Genomic DNA, 19,059 nt, shown 5'->3' with positions numbered 1-19,059 from the left:
GGCGTGCAGGACAACGCGCGCGCAATGCGGGCAGAAGTCGGCAGTCTGACGTCGGGGGCTTTGCCGCAGGGTGACCGTCGGATTACAAAATCGTCATGTGGCGAGGCGGATCAGACCTCGAGGGTGCGCAGCGGATCGAAGGCGCGGTTTTCCCAGACCAGTTCGCCGGCGCGATGCGCCTCGCCGGCATTGAGCGGATAGCCGCGCGGATTGGTCACGACGCGCGCGCCATTCGCGCGATAGTCGAACGAATCGTGCACGTGGCCGTGAATCCAGAGATCCGCGTAGGGCAGCAAATAACGCAGATCGCTGAGAAAGGCGGGATTGTCGGGATGTGTGGCGAAGCGGTCGTGAATCGAATCGGGCGAAATGCCGTGATGCGTGACCACGATCGTTTTGCCCTTGAATGGCGTCGCCAGTTCGCGCACGAGCCAGGCCACCGAACGCTGATGTTCGAGCAAGGCGTCAGCGGGGCTGAATGGCGCGCGGCCGTCGAGCGTGATCGCGCTGTGATCCGAATTGGTGTCGAGCGCATATTGCATGTCGCGCGCGCGATTGCCGTAGAGCGCGTAATCGGTCCACAGGCAGCAGCCCAGAAAACGCACGTTGCCGATCACGGCCGCGCTGCGCTCCAGAAAGTGGATCGACGTGCCTTCGGCCTTCGCGTGCAGCGCGGCGGTCACGTCGGGCCACGCGCCGCCATAGGCTTCGTGGTTGCCGCTGACGTAGACCACCGGCACGGGCCAGTTCGCGAAGGTGTCGATGGCGTGTGTGCCGCGATGAATGTCGCCGGCGAGCACGAGCACGTCGGCGTCCGGGGCGGGCGGAAAAGGGGGCGCCTCGGCAAAGCGCGCATCGAGCGCGTCGAGGTGCAGATCGGAAGCGATCTGAATACGCATAAGGGGCCTGCCAACGAAGCGGAGAATCTAACGCTGCGTATTATCGCGAATCCAGCCGATTGGGTGCAGCTTCGCTTGCAGGCGCGCCGTTTGCATGATCGCTCGTGCATGCTGCAATCGCGGGTTCAGGTGCCGGAGTCGCGTTCTCCGCGATCTGCCAGGCCACGAGTCCGGGCAGATAGAACAGCAGATCGCGCACGCGGCGCGCGCCCGCGAGCGCGAGGCAGGTGGGCGCGTCGATGCCCAGCACGGAGCCGATCAGCACGAAGCCGCCTTCCTGCACGCCCAGACTGCCGGGCACCAGAAACGCGATGCTGCTCGCGAGTTGAATGAGCGCTTCGAATACGAAGGCCTCGGCGAACGTTGCGTCCACACCTAATGCGTGCAGCGCGACCCAGATTTCGAGCGCGAGGCCGAGGCATTGCAGCGTTTGCCAGATCACGAGGTATTGCATCACCACGGAAGTCTGACGCCAGACTGATTTAATCGAATCGTCGATACGCCGCGAATTACCAATCAGCCCATAAACCTTACCGCCCGTTACGCGATTGACGAGATTCGCCGCGCGCTCGAACGGACGTGCGTGCTGCACGAGCGCAAACAGCAAAAGAATCGGCGTAAAGAGCGCAATGCCGAGCGCGAAATGCGCGGCGACGCGCGCGCCCATGCTGCTCGCCTGAGCGAGCAGGTACGCAATTGCGAGCAGCGCGAAAATCACCTGGCTGATCAGCGTGAGCTGCATGTCGGTGACGAGGCTCGCGACGATCGCGGCGGGCCGCACGCCTTCGCGGCCGAGCAGCCGGAACGACACCAGTTCGCCGCCGATGCGCGCGACCGGCAGCAGGCCGTTAACCGATTCGCGTATCCACACGAGTTTGAGCATGAACGCAAACGTCGGGCGCTGCGCGCGCCGGATCAGCAGGCGCCAGTCCCACGCGTTCGCGAGCATCGGCAGCACGTGCACGAGCGCCGCGATCACGAGGCCGACGCCGGCCTTGCGCATCAAATCGACGATGGTTGCAGGGTTGTCTCGCCAAACGAGCCAGATCGCGAATAGCAAACCGCAGAGTGCGGCGACGCGACCGACATGCTTCATATTCATTCTGGTCCAGCTTATATAAGGAAGAACACGCTTATCCGATGCGGCCAACGGCTCATTCATCCGATGAAAGCGTCAGCATGCCCGCGCGGTTGACGCGGAAGCGGTGGCCCCGCCACATGACATGCGAGGAAAGAAAACTGCAGAGATACACCGTGAATTGCACGATATCCCACATCGGCAGCAGCCACCAGCCTCGCGCGGATTGGGCCGTCGCGCGGTCGACGCGCCAGCGCAGCAGTTGCCGCGCCGCGAGGGCGAGCAGCAGCAAGCCCGAGGCAGCGAGTGTACCGCCCGACGCGAGCAGCGCCAGCAGTGCGAACGGCACCGGATGCATCAGGCATGAGCCGAGATGGCCGAGCCGGTCGGCGGCGCGGATCGTGCGGCTCCAGCGTAATTCGTGCGTGAACAGCGCGCTAAACGTGGCCTCGGTGCAGGCGTGATTGACCAGATGCGCGGGCACCGCGACGGTCGTGCCGATGTGGCGCGCCGCTTCGCCGAGCGCGTGATCTTCGGCGAGATGATGCGAGAACTGCGCCAGGCCGCCGATGGCGTCGAGCGTGGCGCGCGTCATCGCAATCGTCTGGCCAAAGCATGGGCGCGCGCGGCCAATCGCGAGTCCGGTGATCACGCCGGGCAGGAACTGATAGTGGGTGGCGGCGACCGATCCGCGTGTCCAGAAACCGGGCGCGGCGACGCCGCGATAGGCGCAGGTGACGATGCCGACGCCGGGCTGTTCGAGTTCGCCCGCGATCGCACGCAGATAGCCGCGCTCGACGCTCACGTCGCTATCGGCGAAACACAGCACGTCGTGGTGCACATGATCGAGCATGTTGACGAGATTCGCGACCTTGCGATTGGGGCCATAAAGGCGCGAATCGACAACCACGTCGATGTCCGCAGCGGGAAAGCGCGCGCGCAACGCGTTCACGATGTCGAGCGCGGCGTCGTTGGCGTCGTGCACGCCGAACACGTGCTGAACCGGCCCCGGATAATCCTGATCGAAAAAACTCGCCAGATGTTCTTCGAGCCGCCATTCGGTGCCATGCAGCGGCTTCACGAGCGTGATGCCCGGAAAATGCGTGGGCGCCGCGGCTTTGCGCTTGAAAAAGCGATCGACCAGAACGGCGGCGAACAGGGTGTATGCCACGCCGATGGCCGCGAAAACGGAACACGTCACGGTCGCGAGCCACGCCGCGAAATGCGCGACAGTATGCGTCGCGGTATCGTCGAGGGCGAGCATCGCCAGCAGCGAAAGGCCCACGCTCGCCATGGCCAGCGCCTTCAGCGAGAGGTCGTCGTAGGAGCGAGGCGGGCGCATCATGCGGCGCGCACCCGGATGCGCGAGCGCGCGCTGCCGTCGAATGTCTCGTTCGACGGAATCAGCCAGAACAGCGTTGTCATAAGTCGAGTGTCGCCCTGCATCAGTCCATGCCTGGTCATAGTGTCGGTGAGTCAGGTGACGCAGCGAAGTCAGAACTTCGGGTCCGAATAACGGGGCGCATCGCGACGGCCTGCGAATGCGCCGTGGACATCGTCGAGTCTCGGCTCGCAGAGCAGGCAATGCAAGGTGATCAGCACACGATGAGGGCAATCGTGTGGCAGCCCCATTATTTCCTGCGGGCCGCATGCATTGCGCAGCATGCCGCGGCTGGCCGCGTGACGATAAGCGGCATGCGCGATCACGCGCACGATCAGAACGATCAATGCGACCGACACTGCTGCCGTCAGATGAAAGGTTGGCGTGTCGAAACGCTCGGCCGGTGCGCCCATTATCAGCACGTCAATAAAGACCATGCCTTGAATACTGAGGGCGGCGAGAGCGGCGACGAGAATATGCGCTTGCCACTGGCGAATCGTCCAGAATTTCACGAATGCGACTCCAGCGGTGCGTACCGCGACAGGCATGAGTGGATTTCAAATTCCATGCGGAACCATGCATTTCGATTGCGGTAAAACGTGCGTCTTTTAACGCGCTGCAGATCGAGATCCTGTGATCGTACGAGCCGTTAGCTGAAGGCTTGCTTAAGGCCACGATGATTCGCGCGGCCTATTTCTTGACGGATCGTTACAGCGCTTGCGCTATTAATGTTTTATCAATGCCAACGTGTGCTAATGGAAAGCTTTTTGTCAGCGATCAGGATAGCAAACCAATTGAGACACCCGTGTGTCGGCTTTATGTCGCGATCTGCACGATATGCTCAACGCGCGCAATATGCGTGCTGAAACTATTCCCGCATGCAACGAATTCGCAGAATCACCTTAATGAAATCGATAATCGATTCGCGTGATTCGCATGGGTGCTTACATAACATTCCCAAAACTTTCCGGTGCGCTAGGCGTTGACCAGATACGCGCTGCGCCTCACGTTTGCCGGACAGAACACGCGAAACTCCACGGGCTCGGCGGCGGGCGTATCGGCGACGATGCCGCCCGCGTGCAGCGCATGTTGAAGCGCCGCGATGACCTGACCGTCCGGGTCCTGATCGATGGCGATATCCATGATGCCCGCGTCGATATAGTGCCGATGAATGTCGAGCATCTCGTGGCCGATCCACACGACCTCGCCCGCGAGTCCCGCTTTGCGCAGCGCCGCTTCGATGCCCGCCGATCCATAACCGGTGTTGTAGATGCCCGCGAGCGGGCCGCGCCGCAGCGCGGCGTTCACGGCGCGATAGCAGCGGTCGTCGGCGTCGTGCGATTCGCTCGGCGAGACTTCGCACGCCAGGGCGGGGAAATGCTCCGCGATCTGTTCGCGGCAGCCCGCGATGCGGTCGGCGTGCGCGCGATAGTCGAGGCGTGCGGGCAAGAGCAGCACGCGGCCGGGCTTCGCGAGTCGGCCGAGAAAATAGCCCGCTGTGCGGCCCGCGCGCAGATTGTCGATACCCGCGAAATGCCGCCGCTCGATGCCGCCGATATCGGTCACCATCGTCACGACGGTTTCGCCGCGCGCGATGGCGGCGGCGAGCGCGGCGCGCACGTCGGGCGTGTCCTGCGCGGTGACGATGAGCGCGGCGCGGCGATGGCGCGTGTGACCGATCGATTCCGGCAGACGCGCTTCGTCAGCGGCGCTCAATAGCGTGCGATGCACAACCACGCGGCGGTCGAGCATTTGCATCGCGCGCTGCAACGCCTCGCGCAATCGGCTGAAGAACGGCAGGTCGCTGTCCGGCAGCAAGACGTCGATATGGACGAGGCCGTGCTGCGTGTCCGGCATCGAACGCGGCACGCCAAGCTGCTTCGCGGCGGCCACCACGCGCTCGCGCGCCTGCGCGGAAACACTGCCGCGCTCGTTGAGCACACGGTCGACGGTCGTCGTGCTGACGCCCGCGAGTTCCGCAATTTCGATGAAGCGGGCCGTGCGCTTGCGCCAATGCGGCGGCGTTGTTTTCGACACGTGGCGTCTCCTGGTGGCGATGTTGCGCTGCACGGTGAGGTGCGCGCGTCGTGCTAACGCTAGAAGAAAGACGAAATTTCGTCAATCCTGGCATTGAGGCGCGCCGCGCGCTCACCTATGTTCGTCACATGAGCGCCGCGCACACGATGCGGCGCCTTCCGACAAGGAGACACAAGTGGCGCATACGGAGACTGCGGAAACGGCCGGTGCCTCGGCGCGCGAGGCATATCGGCTGATCGGCGGCGCGGGCGAGCGCGCGCAGGCGGCCGGCCTCGTCAACGCGGACTGGTACAAATGCGCGGTTCCGCGCGCGACGATGAAGCAATTGATGCAGCGCAGCGACGGCCGCGCGATTCGCGACACCTTGCTCTGGTACGCGTCGATTATCGCGAGCGGCGCGCTGGCCGGTTACGCGTGGCATTGGCATTCTTTTTGGGCGATTCCCGCCTTTCTGCTTTACGGCACGCTCTATTGCAGCCCCGCGGATTCGCGCTGGCATGAATCCGGTCACGGCACCGCGTTTAAAACGCGCTGGATGAACGACGCGTTGTATCAGGTCGCGTCGTTTCAGGTATTCCGGCGCGCGACGGTCTGGCGCTGGAGCCACGCGCGTCACCATACCGATACGCTCGTGGTCGGGCGCGACCCGGAAATCGGCGCGCAGCGTCCCACCGACTGGCTTGCGCTCGGGCTCAATATCTTCGCGATCAAACATGTGGCGCACGAACTGCCACGCATGGTGAGCGCAGCGTTCGGCCGTATCGGCGCGGAAGAAGAGACCTTTATTCCGGCTTCGGAATGGCCGAAGGTGATTCGCGAGGCGCGTATCGCGCTGGCGGTTTATGCGCTCGTGATTGCCGCGTGCATTGGCTTTCGCTCGATTTTGCCGCTGCTGTATATCGGCTTGCCGAGTTTGTATGGCGCGTGGCTGTATCTGTATTTCGGACTCACACAACACGCGGGCATGCCCGAGAACGTGCTCGATCATCGCCGCAATTGCCGCACGGTGAGGATGAATCCGCTATTTCGTTTTCTTTACTGGAACATGAATTACCACGTCGAACATCATATGTTTCCGATGGTGCCGTTTCATGCCTTGCCGAAATTGCACGAGGTGGTGAAAGACGATATGCCCACGCCGTATTCCAGCACGATTGCGGCGTATGCGGAAATCATTCCGGCGCTGGTGCGCCAGACGCGCGATCCTTCCTATGCGGTCGCGCGGCCGATTCCGGGCGCGGGCGTCGCGCAGGCATGACGCGCGCAACAACGTAACGCGAAAACACGACACGACAATCAGGAGACGAACATGACGCAATGGATCGACGCCGCCGCGCTCGACGATATCGAAGACGAAGACGTGATGCGCTTCGATCACGCGGGCCATACTTACGCGATTTATCGCATCGGCGAGGATGTGTATGCGAGCGATGGACTCTGCACGCATGAGCAGGTGCATCTAAGCGATGGACTCGTGATGGGCCACGTGATCGAATGTCCCAAACACAATGGCCGATTCGATGTGCGCGACGGACGCCCGCTGTGCGCGCCTGTCTGCGAAAAACTCAAGACGTGGCCCGCGAAAGTGGAGGGCGGGCGCATCCTGCTCGAAATCTGAAGTCGATAAATCTGAAATCGATATCCAGGGCGCGCCGCCGGGCGTTATTCCACAGGCAAGCCGAGAATTGCGCAGTAAAACGCATATTCGGCCTTGAGCGCGTGTGCCTGATTGGCCGCCTTGCGAAAACCGTGACGCTCGTCGGCGTAATAATGCGCTTCCACGCGCACGCCGTTTTGTTCCAGCGCGGTCACCATGCTGCGCGTTTGATCGGGCGTGACCACGGCGTCGAGTTCACCCTGGAAGAAAATCACCGGCACGTGGATTTGGCTTGCATGCAGCAGCGGCGTGCGCGCGCGATAACGTTCGAGATCGGCAACCGGGTCGCCGATCAGCCAGTCGAGATAATCGGCTTCGAATTTATGCGTGTGCTCGCCGAGCGTGAGCGGATCACTCACGCCATACAGGCTGCCGCCACCGCGAAACACGTCGCGGAACGCCAGCGCGCAGAGCGCCGTGTAGCCGCCCGCGCTGCCGCCGCGAATGAAGGCGCGCGCGGGGTCGATGCGGTGCTGCGCGGCGAGCCAGGCAACGGCGTTGCAGGCGTCGTCGACGTCGGCCACGCCCCAGTTGTCGCGCAGCGCTTCGCGGAACGCGCGGCCGTAACCAGTGCTGCCGCGATAGTTCAGATTGACGACGGCAAAGCCGCGCTGCGTCCAGTACGGAATGCGCGGATCGAACACGGGGTAGCAGGCCGAGGTCGGGCCGCCGTGAATGAACAGCACGACGGGCGGCGCGTCGATATCGCCTTCGGGCGCGTAGAAATAGCCGTGCGCGTGCTGATCGCCGCTCGGAAAACGCAGGATCTCCGGCTGCGGAATGCGTGCGTCTGGCATCATCGGCGAGACCTCGGCCAGCACGCGCACGCGATGATCGCGCCGTCCGATCGCGAGCACGGCGGCGGGGCAGGTCGGCGACGCGGCGATGCAGTAAAGATGGTCGGCGTCGGCGGCGAGATTGCGAAAGCGGCTGTAGCCGGCGGCGAGTTCATGACACGCGCCATGCGCATCGCGATGACCGAGCTTGCCCCAGCCGTTCTCCATCCACGCGCCCAGATTCGTGCCGTCGTCGAGCGCGATCCAGCTGCGTCCGCCGAGTTGCCAGGGCGCGGCCGCATGATCGGCGGGCGTGCCCGGCAGCGCTTCGAGCGCGCCGTTGGCTTCGCGCCAGGGCTGCCAGAAGCCCGCGCGATCGCTGAGGCAATACAGGTGGCCGTGCGCGTCGAAATGCGCCTGTTGCAGCGCTTCCTCGCGTGCGTCGCCCGCAAGCGTGCGCGGCGCGCTCCAGCCTTGCGCGGCGCGTTCGCTGACGCGCAATTGCGTCGACGTCCACGGCTGATGCGGGCGCTGCCATTCGATCCACGCGAGCCGTGAGCCATCGGGGCTGATGCCGGGCGCGGCGTAAAAATCGCCGCCTTCGGCGAGCACCGTGCGCGCGCCATCGTCGAGCGCGATCGAGACGATGCGATGCGTGCCGCCTTCCTCTTCGACCGCGAGAATCGCGCCGTGGCTGAAACGCAGATCGCCATAACGCCGCGTGCCCTGCGTGAGCGCGACGGGCGCGGCATCGCCTTCAATCGGCTGCCGATAAAGCTGCTGATCCTTCTCGTTGACGAACACCAGCGCGTCGCCAGCGATGCAGAACGAGCCGCCGCCGTATTCGTAGACGCGTCCGCGCACGCTGAAGCCATCGGGCGTGAGGCAGCGCGGCGCATGGCCTTCTTCATGAGGCACGGCGCGCCAGATGCGGCAGGCCGCATCGGCGGGATCGTACGCAGTCCAGAAGACTCCGCGATCGCTCGCGGCCAGTTCGATGAAATCCTTGCCGGCCGCGACGGCCTGCTCGGCGGTAATGCGCTCAGGGATTGCCGAGCGTGCGGGAGTTTCGGTCATTGCGGAAAATGAGCGGTTGGGTCGTGGGCACCGGCTGCGCCGCCTCGCTGCGCGCCTGCACGATGATGCGGTGCTCGGGCGATTTTCCGCACACGGGGTCCGCGTTCGCCGCGTCGCCGGTCAGCATGAACGCCTGGCAGCGGCAGCCGCCGAAGTCCTTCTGTTTCTCGTCGCACGAGCGGCATGGCTCGGGCATCCATGCGTCGCCGCGAAAGCGGTTGAAGCCGAACGAGTCGTACCAGATGTGGCGCAGATCGTGATCGCGCACGTTGGGAAACTGAATTGGCAACTGGCGCGCGCCGTGGCACGGCAGCGCGGTGCCGTCGGGCGTGACGGTGAGGAAAATCGCGCCCCAGCCGCCCATGCAGGCCTTCGGACGCTCCTCGTAATAATCGGGCGTCACGAAAATGAGCTTGCACGGATTGCCGCTCGCTTCGAGTTTTTCGCGGTATTCGTTGGTGATGCGTTCGGCGCGTTCGAGCTGCTCGCGCGTGGGCAGCAATTGCGCGCGATTGAGCTTGGCCCAGCCGTAAAACTGGCAGGTCGCGAGTTCGACGAAATCGGCTTCGAGCGCAATGCACAATTCGATGATGCGATCGATATCGTCGATGTTATAGCGGTGCGTGACGAAGTTCAGCACCATCGGATAACCGTGCGCCTTCACGGCGCGCGCCATCGCGAGTTTCTGCGCGAACGCCTTGCTCGAACCGGCGAGCATGTTGTTCACCTGCTCGTCGCTCGACTGAAAACTGATCTGAATATGATCGAGGCCCGCGCGCTGAAAATCGGCAATCTTCTGCTCGGTCAGACCAATGCCCGACGTGATCAGATTGGTGTAATAGCCGAGTTTGCGCGCCTCGCCGATCAATTCGGCGAGGTCCTGGCGCACCAGCGGCTCGCCGCCGGAAAAACCGATTTGCGCCGCGCCCATCGCGCGCGCTTCGGTCATTACGCGAATCCAGTCCTGCGTGCTCAACTCGTTGCCCTGACGTGCGAAATCCACGGGATTCGAACAGTATGGGCATTGCAGCGGGCAGCGGTAGGTGACTTCCGCGAGCAGCCACAGCGGCAGGCCGACGCTCGGGGCAGCGGGCGAGGGTTTCAGTTCAGACAAGATCGATCCAGTGCTTTTCACGCGCGACGAGCATGAACTGCTCGACGTCTTCGGCCAGTTCGGGCACGCCGGGGAATTGCGTGTTCAACTGGTCGATGATGGCCGCGACGCTGCGCTCGCCGTCGATCAGCGAGCCGATGGCTGAGGCGCTTTCATTGAGCTTCACCATGCCCTCGGGATAGAGCAGCACGTGCGCGTCTTGCGCGGGCTCGAACTGAAAGCGATAACCCCGGCGCCAGACCGGTTTCAGATTGCGGTCGAAATTCACAGTGTGTTCCTTTAGCGGTCTTTTAAAGACCTTTATGCCAGACGCGCTCGTTCGTGACCGAATGATAGGGCGGGCGGCCGAGTTCGTAGGCCATCGACATCGCGTCGAGCATGGTCCACAGAATATCGAGTTTGAATTGCAGAATCTCCAGCATACGCTGCTGGCTTTCATACGTCGTGTAATGCTGCAACGTGATCTGCAAACCATGCTCGACATCGCGGCGCGCCTGGCTCAGACGCGAGCGGAAATACTCGTAGCCGCGCGGATCGATCCACGGATAATGCGCGGGCCACGTATCCAGACGCGACTGATGAATCTGCGGCGCGAACAATTCCGTGAGCGAACTGCTCGCCGCTTCCTGCCAGCTCGCGCGGCGCGCGAAATTCACGTAAGCATCCACTGCGAAACGCACGCCGGGCAGCACGAGTTCCTGCGAGCGCAATTGCTCGGGATCGAGCCCGACGGCTTCGCCCAGACGCAGCCACGCTTCGATGCCGCCGTCTTCGCCCGGCGCGCCGTCGTGGTCGAGCAGGCGCTGGATCCATTGGCGGCGCACTTCGCGGTCGGGACAATTGGCGAGAATCGCCGCGTCCTTCATCGGAATGTTGACCTGGTAATAGAAGCGGTTCGCCACCCAGCCCTGGATCTGCTCGCGGGTCGCGCGGCCCTCGTACATCGCCACGTGATACGGATGATGAATGTGGTAGAACGCGCCTTTCGCGCGCAGGGCCTGTTCGAATTGTTCGGGAGTGAGGGCGGTTTGGCTCATGACTCGGTCCTGTGGCTGCGCGGCGAATTCGCGCGCGGGGGCTTCGGAAATCGCGCCCGGCGCGCGGTGGATGGCGGCGTGCGTGATGTCGGAAGCGTGTTCGTTAAATCTCGATGCTCATGCCGTCGAACGCGACTTCCACGTTGCGTCGCGCAAGTTCCGCACGCTCGGGCGAATCCTCATCGAGAATCGGATTCGTATTATTGACGTGCGTGAGAATCTTGCGCGCGCGCGGAAACTGTTCGAGTACTTCCAGCATACCGCCCGCGCCGCTTTGCGCGAGATGGCCCATCTGGCGTCCCGTGCGCGTGCCCACGCCGCGTTGCTGCATTTCGTCGTCGGTCCAGAGCGTGCCGTCCACGAGCAGGCAGTCGGCGGCATGCATGCGTTCGAGCAAGGCCGCATCGACTTCGCCGAGTCCGGGCGCGTAGAACAGTTTGCCGCCGGTGCGCAGATCTTCGATCACGAGACCGATGTTATCGCCTTCGTGCGGATCGTGGCGATGCGGCGAATACGGCGGCGCGGCGCTGCGCAGCGCGAACGGCGAGAAACGCAGATTGGGGCAGGCGGGAATCTGGAACGCCTCGCCCGAGACGATCGGGTTCCAGCGCAAGCCGCCGTTCCAGTGCTGCAGCATGGTGAAAAGCGGAAAGCCCGTGCTCAGATCCTCGTGGACCATGTCCGTGCACCAGACCTCGTGCGGGCAGCCTTCGCGCAGGCTCAGCAGCCCGGTCGTATGGTCGATCTGGCTGTCCATCAGCACGATGGCGGCGATGCCGGTGTCGCGCAGCGCGCGGTTCGGCTGCATCGGCGCGAAGCCCTGCAATTGCGCGCGGATGTCCGGCGAGGCGTTGCACAGGACCCACGAGACGCCGTCGTCCGAGACGGCGATCGACGATTGCGTGCGCGCCTGGGCGCGAATGCGGCCGCTGCGAAAGCCCGCGCAATTGGCGCAATTGCAGTTCCATTGCGGAAAGCCGCCGCCGGCCGCTGAGCCGAGAATTTGAATATGCATGCTTGATGAAAGGCGACGCCGTGGCGCGCGTCAAGTGAAAAAGCCCCGGCGGGCCGGGGCTATCGTGACCGTCGATGCTGCGAATTAACGGTTCGAGATGTACATCGTGATTTCAAAACCGAGACGCAGATCGGTATAAGCGGGCTTGGTCCACATGGCGGAACTCCTTTCATTAAAACAGGTTGATCAGGCGGACGCCGGGTGAGCGTACACGCGCGCCATCCGCCTCACGCGCATCGTATCAAATTTGGGCGCAATGCCGCATTGACGTTTGCAATTGGTGTTTTCCGCTACATGAATGCACGCTAATTCCTCTGATTATTTCTATTGGTGCAAGAATTGAGGGTTGAATGGCAATATTGCACTGAATGGCGGGCATTATAGAAATGTAAGCGTCATACGATTCACGCCATTTCACTGCGCTCACAGATCCGGCGAATCGCCGTTTCCAGCGTCACACGGCCTTTCCAGGACTCGGCGGGCGTTTCGAATTCGATCCAGCTCTCGTTGAAACCGTCGAGCATGCGCATGCGCGGCAAGGGATTGCGCATGCCTTGCGCGCGGAATTGCGCCTCCCAGACCTCGCGCGGCACGCTGTGCGCGTGCACGGGCTGGCCGAGCGCCTGCGCGAAAGCGGCGGCGATCTCGTTGGGCGTCACGCGGCGCGGTCCTTCGAGTTCGACGACGCGCGCGCCTTGCCAGGTTTCCTGAAGCAATTGCGCCGCCACGCGGCCGATGTCGTCGGTGGCGACCATCGGCACGGGCTTGTCCAGCGGCTGCAAAAAGCTCGCGATCGCGCCCGAGTCGCGTGCGGGCTGCGCGTCCCACGCGGCATTGTCGAAGAACCACGCCGCACGCAGAAAGGCGACCGGCGAAGGCAGCGTGCGCAGCGCGGTTTCCATCATGCCGAGCTGTGTGAGCAGATTCGGTTCGCGCGCCTGTGCGCCGATGGTCGAGAGCACGACCACGCGTTCCGGCCGTGCCGCGCTCAACGCGGTATGCAGCGCCTCGATCGCGCGCCGCGATTCCGCGAAATCCGGCGACGGATCGAATACCGGCGGCAGCAAGACAAACGCGCCAAGCGCGCCGTCGAATGCGCGGCGCAGCGCGTCGGCGTCGTTGATGTCGGCGAGCGCGACCTCGCAACCGCGCGCCGCCCACGGCGCGCCTTTTTCCGCGCTGCGTACGACTGCGCGCACTGGCAGTTGCTGTTCGATCAGCGTATGCGCGAGCGCGCCGCCGACCTGACCCGTGATTCCCGTAATGGCGTACATCGTCATGCTCCCGTTCAATGGTTCGAGGAAAGTGTTCGACGCTCGTCATTCTGGGTGCGGGTTGCGCGTTACACCATGACATGAACGGCATTGGACTCATGACACAATGGCATGACCAAGCGATGGGCGTGATTGACGCTACAGGAGACTCACGATGTCCTTCGACGAACGCATTCTCAACGGCATGGGCGTGATGACGGCCATCGTCGACAGCGGCAGTTTCGCGGCGGCGGCGGAGCGGCTCGACATGACGCAATCGGGCGTGAGCCGTTCGGTCGCTCGGCTGGAGGCGCGGCTCGGCATTCGCCTGTTCGATCGCACCACGCGTACCGTCACGCTCACCGACGAGGGCCGGCGTTTCCACGCGCAAATCGTGCCGCTGCTCGACGGGCTCGAAGAAGCCGCGGCATCGGCGGCAGGCGGCGCGAGCGCGGTGCGTGGGCGTTTGCGCGTGAACGTCGATCCGTTCTTCTCGAAGATCGTGTTGAGCCCGCGTATTGGGCAATTCATCGAGCGTCATCCCGAACTCGATGTCGATCTCATCACGCGCGACGAACTTGGCGATATGGTCGCCGACGGCTTCGATCTCGCGGTGCGCTTCGGCGTGCCGCGTCCTTCGACGCTTATCGCGCGCAAACTGCTCGATACGCGCATCGTCACGGCGGCGTCGCCGGCCTATTTGAAGAAGCACGGACGCCCGCTCAAACCCGCCGATCTCGAACGCGAGCCGCATCAGTGCATTCAGTATCGCGACCCGGAAACGGGGCGGCCATTCGTGTGGGAATTTCATCGGCCGCGCAAGAAAGTGACGATCGCGGCGCGCGGGCGGCTGATGGTGAACGACGTCTCGACGATGCATGGCGCGTGTCTCGCGGGCCACGGCATCGCGCAGATCATGGCGCTCGGCACACAGCCGTTATTCGACAGCGGCAAGCTCGTCGATCTCTTTCCCGATTGGCCCGACGAGCGTTTTCCGCTTTACGCGCTTTATCCGTCGCGGCGTTTGCCGTCGGCGAAAGTGCGGGCGTTTCTCGACTTTATCGTCAAGATGACCGGCGCGACGTTGAAGGATGTGCCGTGGTATTGAGGCGCTCGCGGCGCGAAATCTTTCTGGCGGGCGGCTTTTCTTTAGACTTTATAATCGACTGAATTATCCCGACAAAACAGTGGCTTACTGCCACTCGATTCACGCGCGGCGATAATCCGGCACACTCCGCGAAGCAACCCGGCCAACCGACTCGCCAGGCGTTTATCGTGTCCACCGACCTCCTGATTACCGTTGGCTGTCTCGCGAGCGCCATCGCGATGTTCCTGATCGGCCGCCCGCGCGCCGATGCCGTGGCGCTCATCATGATCGTCGCGCTGCCGCTCGCGGGCGTGATCACCGTGCCCGAGGCGCTGGCCGGTTTCTCCGACGCCAACATCGTGCTGATCGCGGCGCTGTTCGTGCTCGGCGACGGACTCGTGCGCACCGGCGTCGCGCAGCGCGTGGGCGACTATCTGATCGCGCGCGGCGGCTCGAACGAAGGGCGGCTCGTGGTGCTGATCATGGCGGTGGTGGGCCTGATGGGTTCGGTGATGAGTTCGACCGCCATCGTCGCGATCTTCATTCCGATCGTGCTGCGCATCGCGCGTCAGTCGGGCGTTTCTCGCGCGCGCCTGCTCATGCCGATGAGCATGGCCGCGCTCACGAGCGGCATGCTCACGCTGGTCGCGACCACGTCGAATCTGGTGGTCAACAGCGCGCTCGTGCATCGCGGCCATCGCGGCTTCGGCTTCTTCGAAATCACGCCCATCGGCGTGCCGATTCTGCTCGCCTGCATTGCGTGGATGCTGTTCGCGAAGCGTCATTTGCGGGGCGCCGAACGAGGCGCGACGGCCGTGCGTCCCTCGATCAACGACTGGGTGCAGCATTATTCGCTCGAAGGGCGCGCGTTCCGTTTGCGCGTGCGCGCGCATTCGGTGCTGGTGGGCCAGACGCTCGGCGAATGCGGACTCGACGACGATCCCGACGCGCACGTGGTCGCCATCGAGCGCCGCGCGCGCATGGGTACGACGGTGCTGCTCGCGACATCGGACAGCAACGTCGCGCCCAACGATGTGCTGCTGCTCGATGTCGAAAAAGAAGGCTTCGACGTGCAGGCGTTCTGCACGCGTTTCGCGCTCGTGCGGATGCGCATGTCGGGCGCGTATTTCACGGATCAAACGCACGATGTGGGCATGGCCGAGGTGATCGTGCCGCCCGATTCGAAGCTCGTCGGCAGCGAGCCGCGCAGCTCGGTGGCGCTGCGTCGTCATGGCGTGACGGTGGTGGGTTTGCGACGCGGCGACGCGCCGCTCGCGCGCAGCCTGCAGGACACCAAAATCAAGGTCGGCGACACGCTGCTCGTGGTCGGTCCGTGGCTCAGTCTCTTTACGATGGACTCGGTCGAGCACGATATCGTCTGTCTCGCGATGCCGGTCGAAAGCGAGGCTTTCGTGCCCGCGCCGCACAAGGCCCCGCACGCGCTCGCCTGCATGGCGCTGGTGATCGCGATGCTGCTCACGCCGTGGGTGCCGAACGTGCTCGCGGGCCTGATCGGCTGCCTGCTGATGGGCGCGCTCGGCTGCGTGAATCTCGATAGCGCCTATCGCGCGATTCATTGGCGCAGCCTCGTGCTGATCGTCGGCATGCTGCCGTTTTCGATCGCACTGCAACGCACGGGCGGCATCGATATCGCGGCGGACGCGGTGTTGCGTGTTGCGGGCGGCTGGGGCGTGCACGGTCTGCTGGCGGCGATGTTCGTGCTGACGCTGGTGGTCGGCATCGTCATATCGAGCACGGCCACGGCGGTGTTGATGGCACCGGTGGTGATCGCGATGGCCGCGCATTTGCAGGCCTCGCCGTATCCGTTCGCGATGACGGTGGCGGTGGCCGCGTCGGCGGCGTATATGTCGCCGGTGTCTACGCCCGTGAATTCGCTCGTGAGCACGGCGGGCGGCTATCGTTTCGGCGAGTTCTTTCGTGTCGGTCTGCCTGCTTCGCTGGCGGCGCTGGTCATCAACGTGTTGCTTGTGCCGTTGCTGTGGCCGGCTTATCCGCATTGAAGCGGCATGGAATGCGGCATTGAATTCCGCATGAAACGGTTGAATAGCCGATTGACGGCGCGGTGCCGCGCCGGTTAGTCTCGCGCGAGCCGGTAAGGAATTCGCCCATGAGCCTGACGAAGATCGATCTCAATCTCTTTGTGGTTTTTGAAGCCGTGTATCGCACGCGCAATCTCACGCGCGCGGCGGAACTGCTTTTCATCACGCAACCTGCCGTGAGCAATGCGCTCGCGCGCATGCGCAAATCGTTCGGCGATCCCTTGTTCGTGAGCACGGCCGCGGGCATGATGCCGACGCCCGTTTCCGAGAACATCATCGGCCGCGTGCGCGAGGCGCTTCAGTTGCTCGATTCGAGCACGCACGCGGGCGAGCAATTCGATCCGGCCACGTCGCAGCGCACCTTCCGGCTCAGCATGAACGATCTCACCGAGGCCCTGCTGCTGCCCGCGCTCGAAGAAGTGCTGCAACGTCAGGCACCCGGCATTCGCATCGAAAGCTACTTCACCACGCGTCGCGAAGTGCCCGAGGCGCTGGCGAGCGGCGCGGTGAATCTCGCCATCGACGCGCCGCTGATCGACGATCCGCAACTCGAACAGCAGGCGCTGGGCCGCGACCGCTATGCGTGCCTGCTGCGCAAGGATCATCCGTTCACGAAAAAGAAACTCACGCTCGATGATTATTTGCGGCTTGGTCATATTCACGTGTCGAGCCGCAGGCAGGGGCCCGGTCTCGTCGATACCGAATTGAACAAGCTCGGCTTGCGGCGCACGATTCAGACACGCGTGCAGCATTATCTGGTTGCGCCGCTGATCGCCATGCGCACCGATCTCGTGCTGACCGCGCCGCTCGCGCTCGTGCGCCGCTACGACGCGCGCATCCTCGCGCTGCCGTTCGCGTTGCCCGAACTCGAAACGCATGGATACTGGCATCGCAGTGTGTCGGGCGACCCCGCGCATCGCTGGCTGCGCGAGCAGATCGGGCGTCTCATGCGTTCGCGCAAGCACTGAATTTCCGCGTGTGCCACGGCAGCGATGGGTAATCACCATTCGTTATGACCGGGTATCAAAAGAATAAATTTCCTGAATGCCTCGCGGCCAGGTATCGTGACTGCCATGTTCAGGCGAGGATGGCATGGCGGAACTCTATCTGGTACGGCACGGTCAGGCGTCGTTCGGCGCTGAGAACTACGACGAGCTTTCGCCTTCGGGGCGCACGCAATCGCGCTGGCTCGGCGAATATTTCGCGCAGCAGGCGCTCGAATTCGACTGCGTGGTGATCGGCACGATGCGTCGTCACGAACAGACCGCCGACGCCATTCTCTGGGCCATGCGCGGTTTGCGTATCGACGTCGTGCGGGACGCCGATCTCAACGAATACGATTTTCGTGCGCTGTTCGCGGCGCGCGGCGAGTGCGGCGAGCAGGAATTCGCGTCCGGCATCGCGCCAGAAAGCTCGCCCAAACACTTCTACAAGGTCCTCAAACAAACGCTGCAACTGTGGTCCGAGGACCGCTTGCCCGGCGACTTGCCGGAAAGCTGGGCGCAGTTTCAGACGCGCGTCGAACGCGCGCGCCACGCCATTCAGCGCATGGGGCGCAAGCGCGTGCTGGTGGTCAGTTCGGGCGGCCCGATTTCCGTTTTCACGCAGCAGATCTTGCAGGCGCCCGCCGCGGCGTCGATCGCGCTAAACATGCAGATTCGCAATAGCAGCGTGAGCCATTATGTTTTCAACGAGCAGGCGATGTCGCTGGTGAGCTTCAACGCCTTGCCGCATCTCGATCACGCCGATCGGCGCGAATTCGTCACTTACGGCTGACGCGCGCGCGACGGCACGTATCAATCGACAATCAAGGAGGTGGAATGTGACGACGAATCTATTCGACTTGACGGGAAAAATCGCTTTGGTGACCGGCGCGAGCCGGGGAATCGGCGAGGAAATCGCGCGGCTGTTCGCGCAACAGGGCGCGCATGTGATCGTGTCGAGCCGCAAGCGCGACGACTGTGAAAGCGTAGCTAGTGCGATTCGCGATACGGGCGGCAGCGCCGAGGCGTATCCATGCCACGTGGGCCGCATGGAGGATATTCAGGCGATCTTCGAGCATATTCGCGCAAAGCACGGCCGCCTCGATATTCTCGTCAATAACGCCGCGACCAATCCGTATTACGGCCATATTCTCGATACCGATCTCGCGTCGTTCGAGAAAACCGTCGAAGTCAATCTGCGCGGCTATTTCTTCATGTCGGTCGAAGCCGGAAAGATGATGCGCGAAAAGGGCGGCGGGGCCATCGTCAATACGGCGTCGGTGAATGCGCTGCAACCGGGCGACAAACAGGCTGTTTATTCGATCACGAAAGCCGCCATCGTCAATATGACGCGCGCATTTGCCAAGGAATGCGGGCCGCTCGGCATTCGCGTGAATGCCTTGCTGCCCGGTCTCACGAAGACGCGCTTCGCGGGGGCGCTGTTCGACGATCAAGCGCTCTATGACGGCTGGATGAAGACGATTCCGCTGCGTCGTCACGCCGAGCCGCGCGAAATGGCCGGCACCGTGCTGTATCTGGTTTCCGATGCTGCGAGTTTTACGACTGGCGAATGTATTGTCGTCGACGGCGGACAGACGATCTGAG

The 19,059-nt window shown here is 63.3% G+C and carries 19 protein-coding genes; 7 read left to right on the top strand and 12 right to left on the bottom strand.

The window, feature by feature from the left end:
• Positions 1-110: 110 nt before the first annotated feature.
• The 5 genes from LDO54_RS25315 to LDO54_RS25295 all read right to left on the bottom strand — a co-directional run bounded on the left by LDO54_RS25315 (position 111) and on the right by LDO54_RS25295 (position 5,395).
• The gene (locus tag LDO54_RS25315) at positions 111-899 is read right to left on the bottom strand and encodes a metallophosphoesterase (protein WP_224013412.1); all 789 of its coding nucleotides are present in this window, start codon (positions 897-899) and stop codon (positions 111-113) included.
• A gap of 40 nt (positions 900-939) precedes the next feature.
• Positions 940-1,995, bottom strand: a complete 1,056-nt coding sequence (locus tag LDO54_RS25310; RefSeq protein WP_224013411.1) for a flippase-like domain-containing protein — start codon at positions 1,993-1,995, stop codon at positions 940-942.
• 58 nt (positions 1,996-2,053) lie between these two features.
• Positions 2,054-3,241, bottom strand: a complete 1,188-nt coding sequence (gene hpnI / locus LDO54_RS25305) for a bacteriohopanetetrol glucosamine biosynthesis glycosyltransferase HpnI (protein ID WP_436975689.1) — start codon at positions 3,239-3,241, stop codon at positions 2,054-2,056.
• Between the two features lie 230 nt (positions 3,242-3,471).
• Complete coding sequence (locus LDO54_RS25300) at positions 3,472-3,870, bottom strand: hypothetical protein (protein WP_224013409.1); 399 nt, start codon at positions 3,868-3,870, stop codon at positions 3,472-3,474.
• A 463-nt stretch (positions 3,871-4,333) separates the two neighbouring features.
• Positions 4,334-5,395, bottom strand: coding sequence for a LacI family DNA-binding transcriptional regulator (locus LDO54_RS25295; protein WP_224013408.1), 1,062 nt, complete (start codon positions 5,393-5,395; stop codon positions 4,334-4,336).
• Positions 5,396-5,570: 175 nt separating this feature from the next.
• On the opposite strand from LDO54_RS25295, the gene LDO54_RS25290 reads away from it, so the two are divergent.
• Positions 5,571-6,653, top strand: a complete 1,083-nt coding sequence (locus LDO54_RS25290; RefSeq protein WP_224013407.1) for a fatty acid desaturase family protein — start codon at positions 5,571-5,573, stop codon at positions 6,651-6,653.
• 51 nt (positions 6,654-6,704) lie between these two features.
• Positions 6,705-7,013, top strand: coding sequence for a non-heme iron oxygenase ferredoxin subunit (locus tag LDO54_RS25285; RefSeq protein ID WP_224013406.1), 309 nt, complete (start codon positions 6,705-6,707; stop codon positions 7,011-7,013).
• 44 nt (positions 7,014-7,057) lie between these two features.
• Here the strand turns inward: LDO54_RS25285 and LDO54_RS25280 are convergent, their stop codons facing one another.
• From LDO54_RS25280 to LDO54_RS25250, 7 genes are all read right to left on the bottom strand, one after another.
• The gene (locus LDO54_RS25280; protein ID WP_224013405.1) at positions 7,058-8,905 is read right to left on the bottom strand and encodes a S9 family peptidase; all 1,848 of its coding nucleotides are present in this window, start codon (positions 8,903-8,905) and stop codon (positions 7,058-7,060) included.
• Positions 8,871-10,019, bottom strand: a complete 1,149-nt coding sequence (gene pqqE, locus LDO54_RS25275) for a pyrroloquinoline quinone biosynthesis protein PqqE (protein WP_224013404.1) — start codon at positions 10,017-10,019, stop codon at positions 8,871-8,873. The genes LDO54_RS25280 and pqqE overlap by 35 nt, the downstream gene beginning before the upstream one ends.
• Positions 10,012-10,287 carry a pyrroloquinoline quinone biosynthesis peptide chaperone PqqD gene (pqqD, locus tag LDO54_RS25270; RefSeq protein ID WP_224013403.1) on the bottom strand — a complete coding sequence of 92 codons (276 nt, stop codon included), beginning with the start codon at positions 10,285-10,287 and terminating at the stop codon, positions 10,012-10,014. The genes pqqE and pqqD overlap by 8 nt, the downstream gene beginning before the upstream one ends.
• 22 nt (positions 10,288-10,309) lie before the next feature.
• Positions 10,310-11,056: a pyrroloquinoline-quinone synthase PqqC gene (pqqC, locus tag LDO54_RS25265; RefSeq protein WP_224013402.1), complete on the bottom strand. Its 747-nt coding sequence runs from the start codon at positions 11,054-11,056 to the stop codon at positions 10,310-10,312.
• Positions 11,057-11,159: 103 nt separating this feature from the next.
• On the bottom strand, positions 11,160-12,071 hold the full coding sequence (gene pqqB / locus LDO54_RS25260) for a pyrroloquinoline quinone biosynthesis protein PqqB (RefSeq protein ID WP_224013401.1): 912 nt from the start codon (positions 12,069-12,071) through the stop codon (positions 11,160-11,162).
• An 84-nt stretch (positions 12,072-12,155) separates the two neighbouring features.
• On the bottom strand, positions 12,156-12,227 hold the full coding sequence (gene pqqA / locus LDO54_RS25255) for a pyrroloquinoline quinone precursor peptide PqqA (RefSeq protein WP_110327818.1): 72 nt from the start codon (positions 12,225-12,227) through the stop codon (positions 12,156-12,158).
• A 248-nt stretch (positions 12,228-12,475) separates the two neighbouring features.
• A complete protein-coding gene (locus tag LDO54_RS25250; RefSeq protein ID WP_224013400.1) occupies positions 12,476-13,345 on the bottom strand; it encodes an NmrA family NAD(P)-binding protein in 870 nt (289 codons plus the stop codon).
• 154 nt (positions 13,346-13,499) lie between these two features.
• Between LDO54_RS25250 and LDO54_RS25245 the strand changes: the two genes are divergently transcribed.
• From LDO54_RS25245 to LDO54_RS25225, 5 genes are all read left to right on the top strand, one after another.
• Complete coding sequence (locus tag LDO54_RS25245; RefSeq protein ID WP_224013399.1) at positions 13,500-14,432, top strand: LysR family transcriptional regulator; 933 nt, start codon at positions 13,500-13,502, stop codon at positions 14,430-14,432.
• A gap of 167 nt (positions 14,433-14,599) precedes the next feature.
• Positions 14,600-16,432 (top strand): SLC13 family permease, encoded by a 1,833-nt coding sequence (locus tag LDO54_RS25240; RefSeq protein WP_224013398.1) that lies wholly within the window; start codon positions 14,600-14,602, stop codon positions 16,430-16,432.
• Positions 16,433-16,539: 107 nt separating this feature from the next.
• On the top strand, positions 16,540-17,439 hold the full coding sequence (locus LDO54_RS25235) for a LysR family transcriptional regulator (RefSeq protein ID WP_224013397.1): 900 nt from the start codon (positions 16,540-16,542) through the stop codon (positions 17,437-17,439).
• A gap of 124 nt (positions 17,440-17,563) precedes the next feature.
• Positions 17,564-18,247, top strand: coding sequence for a histidine phosphatase family protein (locus LDO54_RS25230; protein ID WP_224013396.1), 684 nt, complete (start codon positions 17,564-17,566; stop codon positions 18,245-18,247).
• Between the two features lie 46 nt (positions 18,248-18,293).
• Entirely contained in the window at positions 18,294-19,058 is a 765-nt protein-coding gene (locus tag LDO54_RS25225; protein WP_224013395.1) for an SDR family oxidoreductase, read from the top strand.
• Position 19,059 lies beyond the last annotated feature (1 nt).

This window comes from Paraburkholderia tropica, from assembly GCF_914484835.1.
Classification (GTDB): Bacteria; Pseudomonadota; Gammaproteobacteria; order Burkholderiales; family Burkholderiaceae; genus Paraburkholderia; species Paraburkholderia tropica_A.
Note: the sequence above shows the minus strand (reverse complement) of the source record. Positions and strands in the feature narration are given on the sequence as shown.

Excerpts from the sequence above, each read along its gene's own strand:
- pqqB (WP_224013401.1), bottom strand. The coding sequence starts at position 12,071 with ATGCATATTCAAATTCTCGGCTCAGCGGCCGGCGGCGGCTTTCCGCAA.
- LDO54_RS25230 (WP_224013396.1), top strand. The coding sequence starts at position 17,564 with ATGGCGGAACTCTATCTGGTACGGCACGGTCAGGCGTCGTTCGGCGCT.
- LDO54_RS25285 (WP_224013406.1), top strand. The coding sequence starts at position 6,705 with ATGACGCAATGGATCGACGCCGCCGCGCTCGACGATATCGAAGACGAA.
- LDO54_RS25280 (WP_224013405.1), bottom strand. The coding sequence starts at position 8,905 with ATGACCGAAACTCCCGCACGCTCGGCAATCCCTGAGCGCATTACCGCC.
- LDO54_RS25245 (WP_224013399.1), top strand. The coding sequence starts at position 13,500 with ATGTCCTTCGACGAACGCATTCTCAACGGCATGGGCGTGATGACGGCC.
- pqqC (WP_224013402.1), bottom strand. The coding sequence starts at position 11,056 with ATGAGCCAAACCGCCCTCACTCCCGAACAATTCGAACAGGCCCTGCGC.
- LDO54_RS25235 (WP_224013397.1), top strand. The coding sequence starts at position 16,540 with ATGAGCCTGACGAAGATCGATCTCAATCTCTTTGTGGTTTTTGAAGCC.
- LDO54_RS25250 (WP_224013400.1), bottom strand. The coding sequence starts at position 13,345 with ATGTACGCCATTACGGGAATCACGGGTCAGGTCGGCGGCGCGCTCGCG.
- LDO54_RS25310 (WP_224013411.1), bottom strand. The coding sequence starts at position 1,995 with ATGAAGCATGTCGGTCGCGTCGCCGCACTCTGCGGTTTGCTATTCGCG.
- LDO54_RS25315 (WP_224013412.1), bottom strand. The coding sequence starts at position 899 with ATGCGTATTCAGATCGCTTCCGATCTGCACCTCGACGCGCTCGATGCG.
- hpnI (WP_436975689.1), bottom strand. The coding sequence starts at position 3,241 with ATGCTCGCCCTCGACGATACCGCGACGCATACTGTCGCGCATTTCGCG.